Annotated in this window: 19 protein-coding genes; 3 read left to right on the top strand and 16 right to left on the bottom strand. The window is 65.3% G+C overall.

The window, feature by feature from the left end:
- The first annotated feature begins 93 nt into the window (after nt 1-93).
- Nucleotides 94-378: a 50S ribosomal protein L28 gene (rpmB, locus tag AC2A04_RS09255; protein WP_484212037.1), complete on the top strand. Its 285-nt coding sequence runs from the start codon at nt 94-96 to the stop codon at nt 376-378.
- A 77-nt stretch (nt 379-455) separates the two neighbouring features.
- Here rpmB and AC2A04_RS09250 read toward each other — a convergent pair whose 3' ends face one another.
- The 5 genes from AC2A04_RS09250 to AC2A04_RS09230 all read right to left on the bottom strand — a co-directional run bounded on the left by AC2A04_RS09250 (nt 456) and on the right by AC2A04_RS09230 (nt 5,821).
- Nucleotides 456-1,352 (bottom strand): esterase-like activity of phytase family protein, encoded by an 897-nt coding sequence (locus AC2A04_RS09250; protein WP_484212036.1) that lies wholly within the window; start codon nt 1,350-1,352, stop codon nt 456-458.
- A 185-nt stretch (nt 1,353-1,537) separates the two neighbouring features.
- Entirely contained in the window at nt 1,538-2,056 is a 519-nt protein-coding gene (gene msrB, locus AC2A04_RS09245) for a peptide-methionine (R)-S-oxide reductase MsrB (protein ID WP_484212035.1), read from the bottom strand.
- Between the two features lie 136 nt (nt 2,057-2,192).
- Nucleotides 2,193-3,530, bottom strand: coding sequence for a cytochrome P450 (locus tag AC2A04_RS09240; RefSeq protein WP_484212034.1), 1,338 nt, complete (start codon nt 3,528-3,530; stop codon nt 2,193-2,195).
- Nucleotides 3,531-3,605: 75 nt separating this feature from the next.
- On the bottom strand, nt 3,606-4,838 hold the full coding sequence (locus AC2A04_RS09235; RefSeq protein ID WP_484212033.1) for an ABC transporter permease: 1,233 nt from the start codon (nt 4,836-4,838) through the stop codon (nt 3,606-3,608).
- Nucleotides 4,835-5,821 carry an ABC transporter ATP-binding protein gene (locus AC2A04_RS09230; RefSeq protein ID WP_484212032.1) on the bottom strand — a complete coding sequence of 329 codons (987 nt, stop codon included), beginning with the start codon at nt 5,819-5,821 and terminating at the stop codon, nt 4,835-4,837. The genes AC2A04_RS09235 and AC2A04_RS09230 overlap by 4 nt, the downstream gene beginning before the upstream one ends.
- A 46-nt stretch (nt 5,822-5,867) precedes the next feature.
- On the opposite strand from AC2A04_RS09230, the gene queG reads away from it, so the two are divergent.
- Nucleotides 5,868-6,926 carry a tRNA epoxyqueuosine(34) reductase QueG gene (queG, locus tag AC2A04_RS09225; RefSeq protein ID WP_484212031.1) on the top strand — a complete coding sequence of 353 codons (1,059 nt, stop codon included), beginning with the start codon at nt 5,868-5,870 and terminating at the stop codon, nt 6,924-6,926.
- Nucleotides 6,927-7,001: 75 nt separating this feature from the next.
- Here queG and AC2A04_RS09220 read toward each other — a convergent pair whose 3' ends face one another.
- The 11 genes from AC2A04_RS09220 to AC2A04_RS09170 form a co-directional block, all read right to left on the bottom strand.
- Nucleotides 7,002-8,243, bottom strand: coding sequence for an NAD(P)/FAD-dependent oxidoreductase (locus AC2A04_RS09220; protein WP_484212030.1), 1,242 nt, complete (start codon nt 8,241-8,243; stop codon nt 7,002-7,004).
- A gap of 112 nt (nt 8,244-8,355) precedes the next feature.
- Nucleotides 8,356-8,973, bottom strand: a complete 618-nt coding sequence (locus AC2A04_RS09215; RefSeq protein WP_484212028.1) for a molybdenum ABC transporter ATP-binding protein — start codon at nt 8,971-8,973, stop codon at nt 8,356-8,358.
- Nucleotides 8,963-9,649, bottom strand: coding sequence for a molybdate ABC transporter permease subunit (gene modB, locus AC2A04_RS09210; RefSeq protein WP_484212027.1), 687 nt, complete (start codon nt 9,647-9,649; stop codon nt 8,963-8,965). Before modB ends, AC2A04_RS09215 begins: the two co-directional genes overlap by 11 nt.
- Nucleotides 9,650-10,417, bottom strand: coding sequence for a molybdate ABC transporter substrate-binding protein (gene modA, locus AC2A04_RS09205; protein ID WP_484212026.1), 768 nt, complete (start codon nt 10,415-10,417; stop codon nt 9,650-9,652). It lies immediately after the preceding gene.
- Between the two features lie 91 nt (nt 10,418-10,508).
- On the bottom strand, nt 10,509-15,233 hold the full coding sequence (locus AC2A04_RS09200) for an NAD-glutamate dehydrogenase domain-containing protein (protein ID WP_484212025.1): 4,725 nt from the start codon (nt 15,231-15,233) through the stop codon (nt 10,509-10,511).
- A gap of 210 nt (nt 15,234-15,443) precedes the next feature.
- A complete protein-coding gene (locus tag AC2A04_RS09195; RefSeq protein ID WP_484212024.1) occupies nt 15,444-16,436 on the bottom strand; it encodes an LLM class flavin-dependent oxidoreductase in 993 nt (330 codons plus the stop codon).
- Nucleotides 16,433-17,359 carry a hypothetical protein gene (locus tag AC2A04_RS09190; protein ID WP_484212023.1) on the bottom strand — a complete coding sequence of 309 codons (927 nt, stop codon included), beginning with the start codon at nt 17,357-17,359 and terminating at the stop codon, nt 16,433-16,435. The genes AC2A04_RS09195 and AC2A04_RS09190 overlap by 4 nt, the downstream gene beginning before the upstream one ends.
- 4 nt (nt 17,360-17,363) lie before the next feature.
- Nucleotides 17,364-18,098: an alpha/beta fold hydrolase gene (locus AC2A04_RS09185; RefSeq protein WP_484212022.1), complete on the bottom strand. Its 735-nt coding sequence runs from the start codon at nt 18,096-18,098 to the stop codon at nt 17,364-17,366.
- 37 nt (nt 18,099-18,135) lie between these two features.
- Nucleotides 18,136-18,300: a hypothetical protein gene (locus AC2A04_RS09180; protein ID WP_484212021.1), complete on the bottom strand. Its 165-nt coding sequence runs from the start codon at nt 18,298-18,300 to the stop codon at nt 18,136-18,138.
- Between the two features lie 2 nt (nt 18,301-18,302).
- Nucleotides 18,303-18,497, bottom strand: coding sequence for a helix-turn-helix transcriptional regulator (locus AC2A04_RS09175; RefSeq protein WP_484212020.1), 195 nt, complete (start codon nt 18,495-18,497; stop codon nt 18,303-18,305).
- Nucleotides 18,494-18,928, bottom strand: coding sequence for a hypothetical protein (locus AC2A04_RS09170; protein WP_484212019.1), 435 nt, complete (start codon nt 18,926-18,928; stop codon nt 18,494-18,496). The genes AC2A04_RS09175 and AC2A04_RS09170 overlap by 4 nt, the downstream gene beginning before the upstream one ends.
- A gap of 143 nt (nt 18,929-19,071) precedes the next feature.
- On the opposite strand from AC2A04_RS09170, the gene AC2A04_RS09165 reads away from it, so the two are divergent.
- Complete coding sequence (locus AC2A04_RS09165) at nt 19,072-20,382, top strand: ArnT family glycosyltransferase (RefSeq protein ID WP_484212018.1); 1,311 nt, start codon at nt 19,072-19,074, stop codon at nt 20,380-20,382.
- Nucleotides 20,383-20,419 lie beyond the last annotated feature (37 nt).

The following is a 20,419-nucleotide window of genomic DNA, read 5'->3' as shown; positions in this document are numbered from 1 at the left end:
TTCAAACTCCGAATCCTTGACTTCGTGCCGTGAATCGATAAGAGCCGCGCCTTCCCGATAGGTATTATCGAACAAGCGAAGCGAGTTTTAGACATGTCGCGTATCTGCGAACTGACCGGTAAGGGCCGCCAAGTCGGTCACAACGTAAGCCACGCCAACAACAAGACCAAGCGCCTGTTCCTGCCCAACCTGCAGAACGTGACGCTGATGAGCGAGAAGCTGGACCGCAGCTTCAAGTTCCGCGTATCGACGCATGGTCTGCGTTCGGTCGAGCACAACGGCGGCCTCGACAACTGGCTGCTCAAGCAGTCGGACACGAAGCTCTCGGCCCGCGCGCTCAAGGTGAAGCGCGATCTGGTCAAGGCCTCGGCTGCCTGATCCAGCCTCCCGCAAGGGACTGCTGATACCAAGGCCCTCTTTCCCTCGCGGAAAGGGGGCCTTTGGTCTGTCCGGCGTCAGCGCACCTTGCCCAATGCCACGCTGTCGACTCGCAGCTTGATCAGCTTGGTCTGCTGGCTGGCAGCACCGTTGTCGTCCGACAGCAGCCAGACCGAAGTCCCCGCCCCGTCCTGCTGGACCACCATGGCTTCATAGTTTTCGCGCAGGTCCCGATGCGTGATCCGCGCCAGTTCCCGCGTTCGGAAAGGCCGGTCGGGATCGAGGCGCGCAAAGTCGGCAATGACCAGACCGGATTCGAAGTGTGGCGGCAGATACGACAGTCGCCGCGTCAGGATGAGCATCCGACCATCGGGCAACGGAGCCATGTCCACCGGATCGAAGCCCGCAGGAAGCACGATACCGAACTCACGCGGGGGAGCGATGCCCGGATCGGAGGGAAAGAGCAGGCCGAGATGCAGGCCACCCCGGCGCGGGCCGCATGTCTCGCACAAGATCGCCCAGCGCCCGTCGGCCATGATCGCCATCGCCTCGGCCCCGCCATTCACGGGCCAGTCCTTCATCTGCGGGACCATCACGAAGCTTCCGTGATGCCGATCGGGTGCAATGCGGATCAGCCGGGCGTCATCCTCGGTCCCGAACCAGAACGTCCCGTCCGGCCGCAGCACCACGGATTCGATGTCAAGTTGCGCAAGACTCCTGTCCGCTCGACGGGCATAGACCGCGCGCATGATCACGGTGCTGTGAAGCCCCCGAGGCCGCGGCCCCGTAAATCCGGGCGGGGTGAAGCGCAGCCGCGTGTTTCTGTCACTGAACGCCATGAAAGCGCCGCTCGGCATGACGGCCAGCGCGGACCATCCGGAGAAGAACGAATTTGGACTGGCCAGTTGCCACAGACCTTCGACACGGAAGGGGCCAAGCGGCGCGAGCGCGCGAATGCGATCGGGCGACAGCATCGGCGTGACCTTCAGGATCTGCCGGTGGTCGCGGTGGACAGATCCGTCCCACCCCCAAGTGACCCACAGGAGGGGCAACAACAGCAGGAAAAAGGCGATCCCCCGACGCACTTGCCTGCGTTGACACGCGTCAGGGCTACCACCTACGGACTAATGGTCCGATACGGTTGTTTCTGACTCTGCTCTCAGGCCGGGCGGAACTTCAACGCATCGCCGTTGATGCAATAGCGCAGCCCGGTGGGCGCAGGACCATCATCGAAAACGTGGCCAAGATGCCCTCCGCATTGCGCACAATGGACTTCCGTCCGCGACATGCCGAGCGAACGGTCGGTGGTCGTGCCCACGGCCCTGGCGATCGGCCTGAAGAAGCTCGGCCACCCGGTGCCGCTCTCGAACTTGGTGGAAGATGCAAACAGCGCGCTGCCATCGGCTGCGCAGACGAAAGTGCCCTTGCGCTTTTCGTGCAGCAGGGGCGAGGTCCCGGGCCGTTCGGTCCCTTCCTGGCGCAGGATGTAATACTGATCAGCGGTCAGCACGCGCTTCCACTCGGCTTCGCTCTTCGCGATCGGGAAAGTGCCCTTTGCAGCGGATTTGGCACTGCAGGCACTGGCTAGCGGCAACGCGGCGCTGGCGCCGAGAAGCACGATGAAGCGCCGACGGGGAAGGTCCTGCGTGCCGGTAACGTCGATTGTATCGGGGATCATGGCTAACCTCGGTGTCCTGTCGGCGGGCCGGGAGGGCAGGTGCCCAATTGGGGGCGGGGACCCACCGACAGGAACTGGCTTTGCTTAGCCCGACCTGCCCGACGCATTCGTGACGCAGGTCATAGGTGAGGCTTAATCAGCGCTTTTCAAGCTCCACCTCAAGCTTGCGGAAGCCGTGGACGAAGTTTGCACGCACGCGTTCGACTGCGCCGGTCACGCGCACGCGCATCCGCCGCTCGTGCATTTCTTCCAGCAGGATGCGCAATTGCAGTTCGGCGAGGCGCGCGCCGACGCAGCGGTGGATGCCGTGCCCGAAAGCAAGATGCCGCCGGGCGTTGGGGCGGTCGACGATCAGCTTGTCGGGATTTTCGAACACGGTCTCGTCGCGATTGGCCGAAAGGTACCACAGCACCATCTTGTCGCCCGCCTTGATCTGCTGCCCGAACAGGTCGGCATCAGCGGTTGCGGTGCGACGCATGTGCGCCAGCGGGGTCACGAAGCGGATGCATTCCTGCACCGCATTTGGAATCAATGAGGGATCGCTGGCCAGCAGGTCGCCCTGGTCGGGGAAGGTATCGAGCGCATGGACGATGCCCGACATGGTGTTGCGCGTGGTGTCGTTGCCGCCCACGATCAGCAGCACGAGATTGCCCATGAACTCCTGCGGGCTCATGTGGTTCATCGCCTCGGAATGAATCATCATCGAGATGAGGTCGCCCGAAGGCTCGGCGCGCATCCGCTCGCCCCACAGCCGCTGAAAATAGTGCGCCATCTCTCCAAGGAAGCCGAAGCGCATGTCGGCCAGATCCTTGGCAAGCGTCAGCTCGACATCGCCCGCCCAGTCCGACCAGAACGTGAGCAGCCGGCGGTCTGCCCAAGGGAAGCCGAACAGGATCGCCAGCATTCCGGTGGTCAGTTCGATCGAAACCTTGTCGACCCAGTCGAACTTCTCGCCCCATGGCAGTGAATCGAGCACATCGGAGGTGCGGCGGCGAATCTCGCGCTCCATGTCGACCATCTTGGCCGGAGTAAATGCAGGCGCGACGGTGCGGCGCTGCCCGGTATGGTCGGGCCGGTCCATCGCGATGAACATCGGCAACTGGCGCTCTGCCAGTTTCTGCGGATCGATGTCGGCCGGGGGATCACCGATCGTGATGCCGCCATATTGCCACGACGACGAAAACAGCTCGGGCAGCGATTCGACATGCGTGATCGCCTTGTGGCTGACGACGTTCCAGTAGGCGCCATAAGGCGATTCGGGCACGTGGTTGACCGGAGCCTGCGCACGCATCTGCGCAAAGATCGGCTGCCAGCGATCCTCGACATAGATGTCCGAGCGGCTGACGTCCCAGACATGTGAATTGGCTGGAATTGCTTGGGGATTTTCCTTCAACCAGGCGTCAAAGGCCTGCGTGGCGGTCGGTGCGGTATGGTAAGTGAACGCAGGCACTTCGGGCGCAAGCTGGCTGGCCATGGCAATCCTCCGGCGCGGCCGCGCTTTGAATGGCGGTCCGCTTCGAAGCTCAGCCTGCCACAACCTACATCAATGTCAATAAGGCTTGCGCCTGAAGCGGCTGAACAGTCCCTTGCGCCCGGCCTTGGGCTGCGAGGGGCCCGATTTCATCACCGTGCGGCGGAACAGCTGCGCGCCTGCCCGGACGATGATCGCCACCCACAGCACCTGCCAGCACAGCGCCAGAACATGCGGCCAGACTTGCGGCTGCTGCGCCGCGCGGGCGAGCATTGCGTAAGGCGAACTGACAGGGAAGATGATCGACAACCATTCGACCCACGTACCTGGCGTCGTCAGCGCATAACTGGAGAAAAAGAACATCATCAGCTGGAACATCGACACCGGCATCGACAGGGTCTGCACCTCGCGAACGGTCGAGGCCATGCCGCCGATCGAGAGAAACAGCGACCCCATCAGCAAATAGGCCATCGAGAAATAGAGGAAGCCGAGTACGAGGAACAGCGGCCAGCCCACTGCGGGCACTGCCAGGGCGGGCATGTCCCGCGCCCCGAGCAGCACGATCCCGCCGCCGACGCCGCCCCAGACAGCGATCCCGACAAGGCTGACGCCGAGCATGGCAAAGAGCTTGCCAAGGAACATCGCGTCCATCGGGATGGCGGCGGCCAGCACCTCGATGATCTTGTTGCCCTTTTCCTCGACGAGATTTGACAAGACCATGCCCGCCAGCAGCATCGTAAGCAGGAACAGCAGCACTTGTGCCCCTTGCGCGGTGTAAGCCTGCCCGCTGCGCACCTTGGCGACGCTGGTGGTCACTTCCTCGACCGCGACGTCGGGATAGCGCATCACTTCGCCCGAACGGGCGTGCGCCGCCAGATTGGAGACGAGGCCGGTCCATTGCCGCACACGATCTGACGGGCCGGTCAGGGTCGGAGCGTCAAGTGTGCCACCCATGACCACGGTCACCTGCCGGTCACCATCGGCTAGCGCTGCGCGCGCATCGAACGATTCGCCCGGCGTCACGCGCTTCAGCACCTCGATCGCCGGCATTGGCCCTGCCAGCCTCCCGTCGAGTTCCTCCCGTGCCGCGAGCACGCGGTCGGTGTCCGGCACGCTCAGGGCAAGCCCGAGCGTCGGGCGTTCGACGTTCTGCTGGACCTTGGCGCCGATGTTCCCGGCGAGCCCTCCCACCAACACCGGGAACGCCGGGCCGATCAGGAAGAAGATGAAGGTCTTGGAGAAGATCACGGCCACGAAATCGCGGCGGGCGATGACCAGCGCGGCGCGCAGCTTTTCGGCAATGGAGATCACTTGGCTTCTCCCGCGCTTTCCTCGAGCGCCCGTGCCGCGGCCTCGCCGGCGATCGCGACAAACGCATCGTGGAGCCCTGCCCGCTCGATCGACAGGCTGAGAATGCCAGCGTCGCCTTCGATCAGCGCGCGCAGCAGAGGCTCGATTCCGCTTTCAGGCAGGGTGAAATACCAGAACGCGCCTTCGTGCCGCACCTGTTCTGGAAGTGCGGCGCGCCACGGCCCATCCTGCGCGCGCGTTTCGAGCCGCACTTGCGGTCGCAGGCGGTCACGCGCGACATCGACCGGTCCGGCAAAGGGAACCTTGCCGCCTGCGATGATAGCCACCTGATCGCACAGACGTTCGGCGTGGGCGATGACGTGGGTCGAGAAGATCACCGTGGTGCCCCGCGCCGCGAGCGCCCGGATCATCTGCTCGAGCTTGCCCTGGTTGAGCGCATCGAGACCAGAGAATGGTTCGTCGAACACGACAAGGTCTGGCTGATGGACGAGCGTACCGAGCAACTGCACCTGCTGCGCCATGCCCTTCGACATCTGGCGGATCTGCCGATCGGCGGCATAGCCCAGGCCGTTTTCCTCCAGCAGTTCGCGCCCGCGACGTCGCCCTTCCTTGAGCGGCACGCCGCGCAAAGCGGCCAGAAACGCGATCGCCTCGTAGGCCTTCATCGCGGGATAGAGACCGCGCTCCTCGGGCAGGTAGCCGATGCGGCGCGCGACGTCGGTGGGATGCTCCGCGCCCAGCACGCGCCGGTACCCGGAGTCGGGATCGATGATGCCGAGCAGCATGCGCAAGGTTGTGGTCTTGCCCGCGCCGTTCGGCCCGAGGATGCCGTAGATCGAACCCCTGGGCACCGAAATGTCGACGCCGTCGACGGCGGTAAAACCATCGAACCGCTTGACCAGCCCGCGCGCCATGATCGCGAGATCATCGCCCGCTTCAATCCCGTTGCCGGACAACGGCCATTCCCCTAGCTCGATCTTCATGGTTCATGCCCCTAAGCCTAGGCGATGAACGAGCGAGGCAGCAAGCTTGGTTAATGGCGCAGAAGGACTTGTCGCGGAACGGTTGAAGGCAGAGGCATCGCGCCTTGGTTTTGCGGCCTGCGGTATTGCGCCTGCGACCGACGATTCCGTGGCGAGCGAGCGGCTGGAGCAATGGCTGGGCGAAGGCGCGCACGGGACGATGGAATGGATGGAGACGCGCCTCCACCACCGGCGCGGCCCGCAATCGTTATGGCCACAGGCACGCAGCGTGATCGCACTGGGCATGAGCTACGCTCCGGCCGACAACCCGCGCAAACTGGAACAATACCCGGATCGCGGGCGCATCTCGGTTTACGCGCAGGGCGGCGACTACCACGATGTGGTGAAGCGCAATCTCAAGGCGCTGGCGCGCTGGCTGGTGGCCGAGGTGCCGGGCGCAGAGGTGAAGGTCTTCGTCGATACCGCGCCGGTCATGGAAAAGCCGCTGGGACAGGCGGCGGGAATCGGGTGGCAGGGCAAGCACACCAATCTGGTCAGCCGCACGCACGGTTCGTGGCTGTTCCTCGGTGCGATCTACACCACGCTCGATCTGGCGCCCGACGCGCCACATGCCGACCGCTGCGGTTCCTGTTCCGCCTGCCAGACCGCCTGCCCGACGCAGGCCTTCCCTGCGCCTTACCGGCTCGATGCACGGCGTTGCATTTCCTACCTCACGATCGAGCACAAGGGACCGGTGCCGGAGGAATTCCGCGAGGCGCTGGGCAATCGCATCTATGGCTGCGACGATTGCCTGGCCGCCTGCCCATGGAACAGCTTTGCCAAGGCCGCGCAGGCCAACCGCGCATTCCTGCCGCGTGCGGAGCTTGCTGCGCCCAAGCTGGCAGAACTGCTGGCGCTGGACGACGCGACCTTCCGCAAGGTGTTTTCAGGATCACCGATAAAGCGCATCGGGCGTGATCGCTGGGTGCGCAATTGTCTGTACGCGGCCGGAAACAGTGGTGACCCAGCGCTCCTGCCCATTGTGCAGGACCTGACAGTCGATCCCGATCCGGCAGTGGCCGATGCCGCGCAGTGGGCGCTCGCGCGGCTTTCCGATCAGGCGTGATCCTGCCAGTCGGAAAGTTTCCCGAAGGAAACAATCCAACAGCATTTCAATAGGAAAGCCTTGCCCGAGAGAGGCTTAGGCCACCATTTCCTTCAATGGCACGCTCGCGTCGGCCAAGGCTTCAGGTGCGATCTGCGCGCGTGCCTCGACCAGCTTCTTGCCCTGGACGTAATCCTTGACCATGTTAACGCAATCGAGCGCGACGACCTTTCCGCCCTTGAGATACACCACCGAAAACGAGCGGGTCGCCGGGTCGCCCCGCAGCACCGCGTTGTCGTGTCCAGTGGAAAGACCGACCGTCTGCAGCTTGAGATCATACTGGTTCGACCAGAACCACGGCGTCGCCTTGTAGGGCACGGGCGCGCCACAGATGTCCTTTGCGGCAGTCGTCGCCATGTCGTTGGCGTTCTGCACCGATTCGAGGCGGATCACTGCGCCATCGGCAAAGTCGTTGGCGTGGGCGGCGCAATCGCCGATCGCGTAGACGTCGGGCAATGTGGTGCGGCAGAATTCGTCGACATCGACGCCGTTGCCGCCAGCCGCGCCTGCGGTGATGAGCGGGCCGATGCAGGGAATGATGCCGATGCCGACGATCACGATATCGGCTGGCAGGACCGAGCCATCGGCCATCTTCACGCCGGTCACCTTGGCCCCGTCGCCCTCGATGCAGTCCATCGCCGCGCCGGTGCGCAGATCGACGCCGTGGGTGCGGTGTTCGGCCTGGTAGAATTCGGAGAGCTGTTCGCCCGCGACGCGCGCAAGCACGCGCGGAAGCGCTTCGAGGAGCGTGACAGATACATCGAACTTGGTCAGCACTGCGGCAGCTTCAAGCCCGATGTAACCGCCGCCGATCACCACCGCGCGCTTCGCGCCCGCGTCGAGCTCGTGCATCAGGCGGTCGGCATCTTCCTTGGTGCGCACGGCGTGGACGCCGGCAAGATCGGACCCCATGCACGAAAGACGTCGCGGATCGCCCCCGGTGGCCCAGATCAGCTTGCCATATTCGATTTCGGACCCGTCATTCAGCTTGACGGTGTGAGCCCCAGCATCGAGCGAGACGACTTCGACGCCGAGCTTCATCTCGACGTTCTTGTCGGTCCAGAACTGCGCGGGACGGATGCAGATGCGCTCGAACGTCTTTTCGCGGGCGAGATATTCCTTGGACAGCGGCGGGCGCTCGTAAGGGATTTCCGGTTCGCGGCCGATAACCAGCACACGACCTTCGAAACCGTTCTGGCGCAGCGCGATCGCGGCCTGCGCGCCGCCATGACCCGCGCCCACGATGACAACGTCCGCACGATCAAGTCCACTGGCCATTTTGAATCCTCCGCTTGGCACGCCCGATTTGGCCAAAACTTGCGGCGCGTCAACCGATCGTGATCAAAAAGACCGTTTCACCCAAGCGAGAACCGGATGCCGGTTTCCCGGATCAAAGCTCGACGATCGATCCCGCCAGCCGTTCGACTTCCGCGCGATCATGGCTGACATAGAGGATCGGCAGGCGCACCTCGTCGCGCAGACGCTCAATCACCTGCAGTACTTCCTCACGACGCGCGCGGTCGAGGGCGGCGAGGGGTTCGTCCATCAGCAGGAAGCGCGGGCCCGAGAGGAGCGCACGCCCGATCGCGACGCGTTGCGCCTCTCCGCCCGAGAGCGTGCGCGGCCAGCGATCGAGCAGATGCGCGATGCCGAGAAATTGCGCCGCGTCGTCGAGCGTCATCAGCCCGGTGCTTGCCGCCCGCGCCGCGCCATAGGTGAGATTGTCGCGCACGCGCATGTGCGGGAACAGGCGGCCATCCTGGAATACGTAGCCTGCCCGCCGGTCCTGCGGCGGAATGTCCATGGCGGCGGCACTGTCGAACAGAATCTCGCCATCGACCGCGATGTACCCGCTGTCCGGGCGGAGCATTCCTGCGACCATATTGAGGACTGACGTCTTGCCCGCGCCCGACGGGCCAAACAAGGCGGTGAGGCCTGCCGGCGTAGTGAATTCTGCCGCGATGCGGCTGTCACCGAGCTGGCGCGCGACACGCACTTCAAAGGACATGGCCGCCCCTTCCGCTCCGCCGCGCCAGCGCTTCGGATGCGACCAGCGCGCCGAGCGAAAGCAGGACCGAAATGACCGCCAGGCGGGTGACTTCGCCTTCCGCCCCCGGCATCTGAAGCGCACTGTAGATTGCGAGGGGAAGGGTCTGCGTCTCGCCGGGAATGTTCGACACGAACGTGATCGTCGCGCCGAATTCGCCGAGCGAGCGCGCGAAGCCGAGGACAGCGCCTGCCACCACGCCCGGAAGCGCCAGTGGCAGGGCAATGGTGCGGAACGTGCGCCAGCGCGATGCGCCGAGCGTCATCGCGGCCTGTTCAAGCCGGGGATCGACCGCTTCGATCGAGAGGCGCATGGCGCGGACCATCAAAGGCAGGGCCATGACGGCGGCGGCGAGCGCGGCGCCGGTCCAGCGAAACATGAAGGTCAGGCCGAGCGTGGCCTCAAACCAGCGACCGGCGGGGCCTGCGGGACCGAAGGCGAGAAGCAGCAGCCATCCGGTGACGACCGGGGGCAGGACCAGCGGCAAATGGACAAGCGCATCAAGCACGACCTTGCCGGGAAAGCGGCCACGCGCCAGAGCCCAGGCGAGTGCGAAAGCAACCGGCAGACAAAGGACCACGGCGACGCAGCTGACCTTGAGCGAAAGGCGCACGATTTCCCATTCCGCCGAACCCATTCAGCGCGCTCCGAAACCGCGACGGGCAAGAATGGCGCGACCCTCGCGAGAGATCAGGAAGCGGCGGAAGGCTTCGGCCTCGGGATGGACCGAGGCCTTGAGCCGCGCGACGGGGTAAGTGATCGAGGGATGGCTGCTGGCGGGAAACGTGCCGACGACGCGGACTTTCGCGGAGGCCCGGGCGTCGGTCAGATAGACGACGCCGAGCGGCGCCGCGCCGCGTTCCACCAGAGCCATGGCGGCGCGGACGTTTTCGGCAGGCGCGATCCGGCGTGCGACCGTGGGCCAGACGCCGAGGCGTTCGAGCGCGGCCTTGCCATAACGTCCGGCAGGGACGCTGGCGGGATCCGCCATGGCGAGGCGTCCTGATCCCAGCGCGCGGGCAAGGGCGAAGCGCGGCGCGATGCGCAAGCCGATCCTGCTGGCGGCGGGCGCGATCAGGACGAGGCGGTTTTCGGTCAGGCGGGCGCGGGTGCCTGCAACGAGCAGCCTCTTTGCCTGAAGGTAATCCATCCACTCTTCGTCGGCCGAGACAAACAGGTCAGCCCCGGCCCCGGCTTCGACCTGCCGTGCAAGCGCGGACGAGGCGGCGAAGGACACGACCGGTCGCGCATGGCCGTTGGCGGTCCAGCGGCTGGCGGCATCCGTCAGCGCTTCGCGCATGCTCGCGGCGGCAAGCACCAGCGGCCCACGGCCCTGCGCCATGGCAGGGGCCGCGCCGAGCAGGATGCATATGGCAAGGACTGGCCCGCGAAGAAATTGCAGCATCGGGACTCCGGGAACAAGGCTGTATACACGCGTATATAGGAGCTACACGCGCCGTCCAGCCCGGTTCCTGCCTGTTACCGGCGCAGCAGGATCACCGCCCAAGCAAGGTCCGGGCCTGGCTCGCAACCTGAGCGAGCATCGCGGGGGCAACTGCCGGCGCCGCTTGCGCGCGCGCGACGAGGCTGCGGAACTGGCGCACCGCCGCCGCATTCGTCCCGAGCCAGTCGGACGCGAAGGCATCGGGGCCCTTGCCCTGCGACCGCGCGAGGAAATCGAGCCGCATCTGCTGGAAATCGCGCGCAAGGCCCGCGACGAGCAGCCGTTCCCACGGATCGGATGGATTCATGCGGCGCGCGGCCTGCTGCGCCCAATCAAGACCGAGCGCGGCCCCGAGATCGGCAAAGGCGCCGGTAAGCGCACCGGCATCGACGTTCAGCTCGCCGGCAAGGTGCGCCAGGCCAATCGCGCCGTCCATGTCGAACAGGTGGACAATGCGTGTGCAGATGTCTGCAGGGACGCCTGCGCTGCTAAGTTCCTGCGCCATCTGCCTGGCCTGAGTGCGCGCCTCGCCACGCAGCAGTTCCGCCGCGGTGTGCGAGAGCAAGGCGACGCCGCCGAAAAGATCCTCGATCAGGGCGGCGGGCTGCATCGTGCCACGCCCGGCGCGCAGGACATCGGCGATGTGGCCGCGAAGCCCCTGCGCGATGCGTTCGAACAATGCGAGGCGCAGCGTCTCGGGCAACGCCGCCTCATCGAGCATCGCCCATGTCGCGCGCAGATCGAGCAGGCGCTCGGCCGCGACGAATGCAGCGGCGACCTGTGCGAGGTTGCAGCCTTCCTCCTCGCACAGTTCGAACGGATGGACCGGGCCCATGCGGTTGATCACGCGGTTGGCGAGCTTGGTTGCTATGATCTCGCGACGCAGACGATGGTGCGTGATCTCGGTCTCGTAGGCTTCCTGCATCGGCGGCGGGAATGCCGCGATCAGCTCTTCCTCGAGCACCGGATCGTCGACCACCGGGCTCTCTTCCAGTTCGCGCTGGAGCACGAGCTTGCTGCTGGAAAGCAGGACCGCAAGTTCAGGCCGCGTAAGGCCTTGCCCCGCAGCGGCGCGGCGGGCGAAGTCCTCTGCGCTGGCGAGCCCCTCGGTCTTGCGATCAAGATCGCCGCCTTCCTCGAGCACGTCGATCAGCCGGGACCATGCCGGCATGGCCGTAGCACCGCCGCGCTCCGCGATCGAGAGGGCAAGCGCCTGCAGGCGATTATCCTCGAGCACGAGATGGGCGACGTCGTCGGTCATCGACACGAGCAGATCGACGCGGCCTTCCTCGGTCAGCTTGCCCGAGCGCTTGGCTGCGGCCAGCGCGATCTTGATGTTGACCTCGTTGTCCGAGCAATCGACGCCCGCAGAATTGTCGATGAAATCGGTATTGATGCGGCCACCGTGTAGCGAAAACTCGATGCGGGCGGCCTGCGTGGTGCCAAGGTTCGCACCCTCTCCGATCACCTTTGCCCGCGCTTCATTGGCCGAAACACGCAGCGAATCGTTGGCAGGATCGCCGACATCGACGTTGTTCTGGGTGCTGGCCTTTACGTATGTGCCGATGCCGCCGAACCACAGCAGATCGACCTGCGCGCGCAGGATCGCCGAGATCAGCGATTCCGGATCGATCTCGGCCACATCCAGCCCGAGCATCGCCTGCGCCTCGGCGCTCAAGGGGATCGCCTTCATCGAGCGGGGGAACACGCCGCCGCCCTTGGAAATCAGGCTCTTGTCGTAATCGTCCCAGCTAGAACGGGGCAGCGCAAACATGCGCGCGCGTTCTTCCCAGCTTGCGGCAGGATCGGGGTCGGGATCGAGAAAGATGTGGCGGTGATCGAACGCGGCCACGACCTTGAGTGCCTTGGACAGCAGCATGCCGTTGCCGAAAACGTCGCCCGACATGTCGCCGCAGCCAGCCACGCGGACCGGCTGGGTCTGCACATCGACGCCGAGTTCAAGGAAATGGCGGCGCACCGAGAGCCACGCGCCCTTGGCGGTGATGCCCATCGCCTTGTGGTCATAGCCCTTCGAGCCGCCGCTGGCGAAAGCATCATCGAGCCAGAAGTCCTTCGACTCCGCGATGGCGTTGGCGACGTCGGAAAAGGTGGCAGTGCCCTTGTCGGCGGCGACGACGAAGTAGGGGTCCTCACCGTCGCGGATCACGACATGCGCCGGATGAACGACTTTGCCCTCGACGATGTTGTCGGTGACAGAGAGCAGCGTGCGGATGAAGACCTGATAGCTGGCCTTGCCCTCGGCCAGCCAGCCCTCGCGGTCCTTGACCGGATCGGGCAGATGCTTGGGATAAAAGCCGCCCTTGGCGCCTGTCGGCACGATCACCGCGTTCTTCACGCGCTGCGCCTTCATCAGACCGAGGATTTCGGTGCGGAAGTCATCGCGGCGATCGGACCATCGCAGGCCGCCGCGCGCAACTGGTCCGGCGCGCAGATGAATGCCTTCGACGCGCGGTGAATAGACCGAAATCTCGCGCCAAGGCACCGGCTTGGGCAGACCGGGGACGAGCGCAGAATCGATCTTGAACGCCAGTGCCTCGGCAGCGGCAGGCGCAAAGGCATTGGTGCGCAGGATCGCGATGACGAGCGCGTGGAACTGGCGGAGCAGGCGGTCGTCGTTGATGGCGGCAACGCCAGCAAGGCCTGCCCTGATCCGGTCCTCGGCCCGGGTGAAAGCAGCCTCGCGATCTCCTGCAAAACCCGGATCGTGGCGCGCGACGAAGGCCGCGATAAGGTTGCGCGTGACTTCGGGCGCATTCTTGAGCGCTTCGACCACGGTGTGGATACCGAAGGTCATGCTCGCCTGGCGCAAGTAGCGATAGAAGGCGCGCAGCCAGTTGGCCTCCTGCGCGCTGAGACCCGTGGCGACGATCAGGCGATTGAACGCATCGTCCTCTGCCACGCCATTGAGCACCGCAGCAAGCGAGGTTTCTATGGCATCGGCGCGGCCGAGAAGCTCATCGACGCTGCTGTCAGCCGTGTGCGCGACGAGGAAATCGTGGACGAAGCCGAGGCGGCCGCCGTCGAGCGGGGTCGGCACTTCCTCCAGCACGCGGAAGCCGAAGTTTTCGAGCACCGGCACGGCATCGGACAGGATGATCGCGCCTTCGCGCTGATAGAGCTTCAGGCGCAGCGCAACTTCGCCCATGTTGCGATGGAGGCGCACGGCGCGGCGCGGCGCGTTGCTGCCCGAGAGCGTGCGCAGGACGCGAATATCGCGCGCGGCCTCGGCGGGGCCGGCATTACGATAGGCCAGCGGGAAGGCATCGGCATAGCGCGCGGCGATGGCGGCAGCGCGCGAGGGTTCCTCAGTGGCGGCAAGCTCGGCTTCCACAGCGCCTGCCCAGCCCCGCACCATGGCCTGAAGGCGCATGTCCAGAGCGGCTTCGTCGGCGCGCGATTCGCGTTCGCGGACGTCGAGAACGAAGCGCAGCATGGCAAGCGTGCTGCCTTCGACCTGTAGCGACCAATCGAGCACGTGCGCTCCGGCACCGGCTTCGAGCATGGCCTGAATCGAGAGGCGCACTTCGGTGGACAGCACGTCGCGCGGCAGCCAGACGAAGGCGAAAAGGTGGCGCGCCAGCGGAGCCTGAACCAGCGCGAGACGGGGGCGGGGCCGGTCGACCAGGCTCATCATCGCGGTGGCGACGCGTTCCAGATCGGCATCGGCGAAACTGACGAGCAGGTCGTGCGGCAGCGCGGTCATCGCGTGGACCAGTGCCTTGCCGGCATGGCCATTGGGCGCAAAGCCGAACTTGTCCATCAGTTCGGAAAGCTGGGTGCGCAGGCGGGGAATGCGGTCAGGCGCGGCGGCGAGCGCGGCGCTGGTCCAGACGCCGGCATGGACCGACAGAGCGGTGACCTTGCCTGCCTCGACGCGCGGCACGATGAACAAGTCGAGCGGCACGCGGCGGTGGACGTTGGCGATGCGGTTGGCCTTGACGATCAGCGGCACGCGGCCCTGCCCGTCGGTGCCGGCTTCATCGAACCAGCGGAAAGCCCGGTCGAACGAGGCGGCGGCAAGGATCGATTCGGCGCTGGCGCGGCAGATGCCGAGCGGGTTTTCGTATCGACCGTCACGATGGCGCGTGACGCAGCCCAGTTGAGTCAGCATGCCGTCCGCCAGCCAGCGCAGCAGGGCGGCACCTTCGGGATCGGCAAGATTGGCCGCGTCCTCGCGCATGGCCGCCTGCATCAGCGGCCAATCGGCGACGGCGGCGCGGACATCGGCAAGCGTTTCATCCAGCGCAGCGGCAAGCGCGCGGCGCTGACGCGCGTCGGCACGTTCGGTTTCGAGATAGACCACGGATTCGCGGCGTTCGCCTGCGGCATCTCCCTCCGGGAAGGCCGTGAGCGTCCCGGATGCATCGCGGCGCACTGCCACGACCGGGTGGACGAGCCGGTCGATCGCAAGGCCCTGGCCTGTAATCGTCGAGGCGATCGAATCGACAAGGAAGGGCATGTCGTCGTTGACGACCGCGATGCGCAGATGGCGCGCCCCGCTTTCCGAACCGCTGACGCTTTCGATCGCAATGGCGGGCTCGCTGCCGTTGCGGTGAGCGGCGGCGGCAGTCACGAAGCGCGCCGCTTCGGCAAGACGCGGGGCATCGAAGTCGCGCGCCTCGTCGGGTAGCAGGGCCGCTCCGAACCGGGCGGCAAGCGCTTGGGCGAGAGGATCGGACATTTGACGGGTGGTGTCCGGCACGCCTGCTGATCCGGCGGTGGGGACATGCGATTCGACTACGGACTTCGACGCCATGCGCTTGGTTCCCGGCTCTCCTGCAAGAGATTGTTTCACCCTCTTGTAATTATATACTACAGTCTTGTAGCATTTTTACGGATGGTAATCCAGCCATTGCCCGCCGACAAGTCCGGTTGAATGGCGCGAGCCGGTTAACCCGCCGTTGTGAACGCCCAGTTCGGCAGGTTGTGCCGTAGTTTCGCATCAGGCGCAGACTTCACCGCAAACTCACGCGGCCACGAGCCCCCGCGCGGCCTGCATGGCCAGACGAAGCGAGCGCAACCGCGCCGATTGATCGAAGATCGAGGCTGCGACGATAATCTCGTCAGCGCCCGTCCGCTCGGCAAATGCGGCCAGACCCTGACGCACGGTCTCGACACTGCCAGCCGCGCTGACCTGGCGGACGTGCTCAAGCATCCCGAGCGCGGACGGCGGCAGGCTTTCGCGGTAACCGGGAATCGGCGGCTTCAGTTTGCCAGGATTGCCGGTACGCAGCGCGACGAAAGCCTGATCCATCGACGAGGCGAGCAGGAGCGCTTCCTCGTCGGTATCGGCGGCGACGACATTGATGGCAGCGGCGCAATAGGGCTCGGCCAGAGTATCGGAGGGCTGGAAGCGTTCGCGATAAAGCGCAAGCGCAGCATCGAGATGATCGGGCGCAAAGTGCGAAGCAAAGGCATAGGGCAGGCCGAGCATTGCGGCGAGCTGCGCCCCGAACAGGCTCGATCCCAGAATCCACATCTGCGGATTGGCGCCCTTGCCCGGAGTGGCATGCAGCGGCACGCGCGGATCGCCCGCGAACAGCGCGCGCAGTTCGACGACATCCTGCGGAAAGTCCTCGGCGGCGCGGTTGGTGTCCTTGTGCAGCGCGCGCATGATGCGCTGGTCGGCACCGGGCGCGCGGCCCAGCCCCAGATCGATGCGGCCGGGAAACAGCGCATCGAGCGTGCCGAACTGCTCGGCAATTACCAGCGGATTGTGATTGGGCAGCATGATCCCGCCCGATCCGATGCGGATCGACGATGTCGCATGGCCGATGTGCGCGAGCGCGACCGATACGGCTGCGCTGGCGATGCCTTCCATGCCGTGGTGCTCGGCGACCCAATAGCGTTCGTAGCCGCACTCCTCCGCAACCCTGGCGGCAGCGGCGGCATTGTCGAGCGCATCGCGGACCGTTCCGCCCTCGACCACGCTGACCAGATCGAGGACGGAAAGTTTCATGGGTTCGGCTTCTCTGTTGCAGGGGGTGCAGCAGATGTAGGCGCGGGGCCAATCTGTTCAAGGTAGCTTTTTGCAACCTTTCCCGAATCACCTTGCGGATCGGCCGAAACGACCGACTCCCACGACTTGCGCGCTGCGTCCTCGCGTCCGTCGAGCACGGCGATGACGCCAGCTTCAAGTCCGACGCGGGGATCGCGCGGGGCGTACTTTGCGGCAATCTCGATGTCGCGCTGGGCGCGGGGCAGATCGTTGTTGCGGCGGGCGAGCGTGGCCGAGAGAAGCCAGCCTTCGCCGTCTTCGGGCGCAAGACGGTGCGCTTCGTCGAGTGCACCTCCAGCTTCGGCCATGCGCCCCAGCGCGACGAGTGCGCGCGACCTGTCTGCCTGAACCGCGCCCAAGGCGGCGTTGTCGGCATAGCCCTTCACGGCAAGGGCGCGGTCGAACCAGTCGAGCGCGGGTTGTGGCTGGCCTCCTGCAAGCGCAGCGTTGCCGGCCATCGCCATGAGCGGGACGGCGGCAATTTCCTGCTCTTTCGGAATACCCGAGACGGCTTGCCCGAACGCTTCGAGCGCGCCTTCGAAATCCCCGCCGTTCGACAGGACCAGCCCGAGGCACTGGTTGGCCCGGACGTTCTGGCCCGCGTCTGCCCCTTCGGCTACCCAGGCCCTTGCCTCGACCAAGGCGGCCTGCGGATCGCTCGCCGCCTTGGCGATGCAGGCGGTGAGGCGGTCCTGTTGCGGAAGATCGGGACGGATCATGCCGGCTTGCGCCTCGGTTTCGGCCTGCTTGCGCCGGCGGGGGATCGGCAGGGGCGAGGTTTGCCCCGGCGAAGGATTGGGACCGACCTGCATCAGGCCGGGCTGCGGCTGGCCAACCGCTTGCGCCATCTCGACGGCAAAGAGCGGCGCGGGCAGATCGATCATCGGCTTATCCTTCAATTCCGGCCAGCTCGCGCAGCAAGAGGGCGATATCGGATTCGCGCGAAAGCCGGTGATCGCCGTCCTTGATCAGATGGACCTGCACATCGGCTGAACGCAGCGCCTGCGCCAGCCGCAGCGAGACTTCCCACGGCACGTCATCGTCGTTCTGGCCATGGAGCAGACGCACCGGACCATCGAAGGCGATGCCAGATTTCAGGCGCTTGTTGCGCTCGCCATCGGACCAGAACAACGCATGGGTGGGCGTCGGTTCGGGCCCGTAGGGGTTATCCTTGTAGATCGTGCGGCCCGCCGCCAGTTCGATACGCTGCGATTGCGACATGCCCCATTCGGTGAAATCGGGTGCGGGTGCGATGCCGACGAGCGCCTCTGCCCTGTCGCCCAGCGCTTCGGCCACAAGCAGCATGAGCCAGCCCCCCATGCTCGAGCCGACGAGGTGCACACTTGCAAGGCCGAGGTGCTCGACCAGCGCCACGATCTCGTCGCGCCATTGCGACAGGCTGCCATCGGCGAAATCGCCGTCGCTCTCACCGCAGCCGGAATAGTCGAGCAGGAGGCAGGCCCGGCCGCGATCCTGCGCCCAGTCCATCACCGCCAGCGCCTTGCTTCCGCTCATGTCCGACATGTAGCCGGGGAGGAAGACTATGGCCGGCATTCGGCCGGGTGACCAACGATAGGCCATCTGCTGGCCCGAGGGCAGGGTGAAGCGCGATACATTCGTCATGGGCAAGTCATGGCCCGCCGCCCCCGCCGGGGCAAGGTCAGTTGAGCGGGAACGTGAGCGAAACGCGTGGCGGGATCGCTTCTGCGCGGACAGTCGAGATATGCGCCTTGCGCGGCTTGCTCGATGACATCGAGGCGGCGGTGATGGCAACTGCGATAGCCGTCCACATCGCAAAATTGCGGGTTCTCCGAAGGCAGCTCATGGTCATTCTCCTTTCTCGAAGATTGCTTCGATCGGCAGTCCGAACAGGTCGGCGATGCGGAAGGCGAGCGGGAGCGAGGGGTCGTACTTGCCCGTTTCGATCGCGTTGACCGACTGGCGGCTGACCTCGAGCTTTTCGGCCAGATCCGCCTGGCTCCAGTTCCGTTCCGCGCGCAGGACCTTGAGGCGGTTCTTCACTTGCAGCCTCCGTCCCAGCCGGCGTCGCCCAGCGTCAGCTTGTTGAACAGTGCGCCAAGTCCGAGGCCTGCGAACCAAAAGAACGCCGCGCCGAAGCCGCCGTCGCCTGCCGGGATCAGGTCGAAGTTCTGAAGCCATTCGCGGATCGTGGTAACGAACAGCGCAAAGCCTGTTGCAAAGAGGCATTGCCGCACCAGCAACATGCGCAGGTATTCATCGGTCTGTTCGACAAGCAGGCGCATGACCGCCCAGAATACGCCGATTATCGGCAGCGCGGGCAGAAGGGCGAGCGCATAGGCCCAGCCGTCCTGCGCAAGGCCCTGCTTGAACATCCATTTGGCGAGGACAAGGAAGAGAACATAGGCCGTCATCAGCACGAAAAGACGGACGGTATAGCGGCGGGCGGCGGGGTTCTTGATTTTGGCGGACATTGGTCAAGCCTCCTTGATCTGATGACAAGCTTACTTGACTACAAGCACATCAATGTCAAGTGTCATTGTCATCGTGTCGATGGTGCTTGTCACATTCGATCCTGCACAACGCTATGTTTACCCGCAGGCGCTAGGCCGATCGCATGATCGACCGCCTTTCCCGCTCGCTCGCTTGGGTCGCCACCAGCCGCAACACGCTTCTGGCGCTGTTTGGCGTGTTCATCGCGCTGCGCCTGTTGTCGATCGCCTGCATGGTCGAGCCGAGTTCGGACGCGGCGTGGTACTTCAGCCGCGCGGACATGCTGGCGCGCGGGCTGGGCTATCAGGGTGACCATGGCGAGCCGACCGCCTACTGGCCGCCGGGCTGGCCGCTGACGCTTTCGGTGCTGTTCCGCGTGACAGGAGCCTCGGTCCTCGCCGTGGGGCTGCTCAACCTTGCGACAAGCGTGGTGGGCGGTTGGCTGACGCTGGATCTGGGACGCAAGCTGTTCGGCAGCGAAGGCGCGGGTCGGCTGGGGCTGGCGCTGCTTGCGGTCTATCCCAATGCGATCCTTTACGTGCCGCTCGCACTGACCGAGGTGTACTATACCGCGCTGCTGCTGGCGGGGTGCTGGCTGCTGATCGTGAAGAAGGGTGCAGGCCGGATCGTGATCGCGGGACTGGTGTTCGGGCTTGCCACGCTGGTCAAGGCGCAGACCATGGTCGTCGTGCCGCTGATCTTCGCGATCGGGCTGTGGCGCGAGGGCGACGTCTGGCGGCGTTTTCCGGGAATCGTCGGGCGCTTTGCCATCCTGATGGCAGCGGCGGCGCTGGCGGTCGCGCCGTGGACCTTGCGCAACCATCGCGAGATGGGCGCATGGATCGCGGTTTCGACCAATGGCGGAATTACCCTGCTGACCGGCAACAACGATAGCGCGCGCGGCACCTTCACGCCCGAGGACCCGGTTGTCGTGGCGCTCGATGCCCGAACCGACCTTGACGAGATGGCATACGACGCCGAGGCCAAGCGGCTGGGCACCGAATGGATAAAGGCAAACCCGGGCCGCTTTGTGCAGCTCATGCCGCTGAAGCTGCTGCGACTGTGGGGGCCGGATGGCGAGGCGCTGTGGTTCTATGATGGCTATTCGCCCGCGCATGACGCCGCGCCGATGTTGTTCCTCGGACTGCGCGCGGCGAACCAGCTCTGGTATTTCGGCTTGCTCGGGCTGTTTCTGGTGGCGGGCGTGGTGCAGGTCCGGCGACGGCTTGCCACCGGTGCACCGCTGATCGACTGGTGGCTCCTGCCTTATGGGATTGCCGCCTACCCCAGCGCGATCGCGATGGTCTTTTCCGGGCAGAGCCGCTTTCACTATCCGGCCATGCCGTTCGTCTGCATGGCGGCGGGGTGGCTGGTGTGGGACTGGCTGCAAAAGCGCGAGCGCGACGGGGTGGCGGCGCGCGATTCGATAGGCTAAGCGCTCGGCACGCGTGGCGGATTCCCGCCGCGGTCGA

The organism is Novosphingobium sp. HNCC26DJ243 (assembly GCF_057180545.1).
The sequence above is the reverse complement of the archived record's forward strand: the minus strand, read 5'-3'. Positions and strand labels throughout refer to the sequence as shown.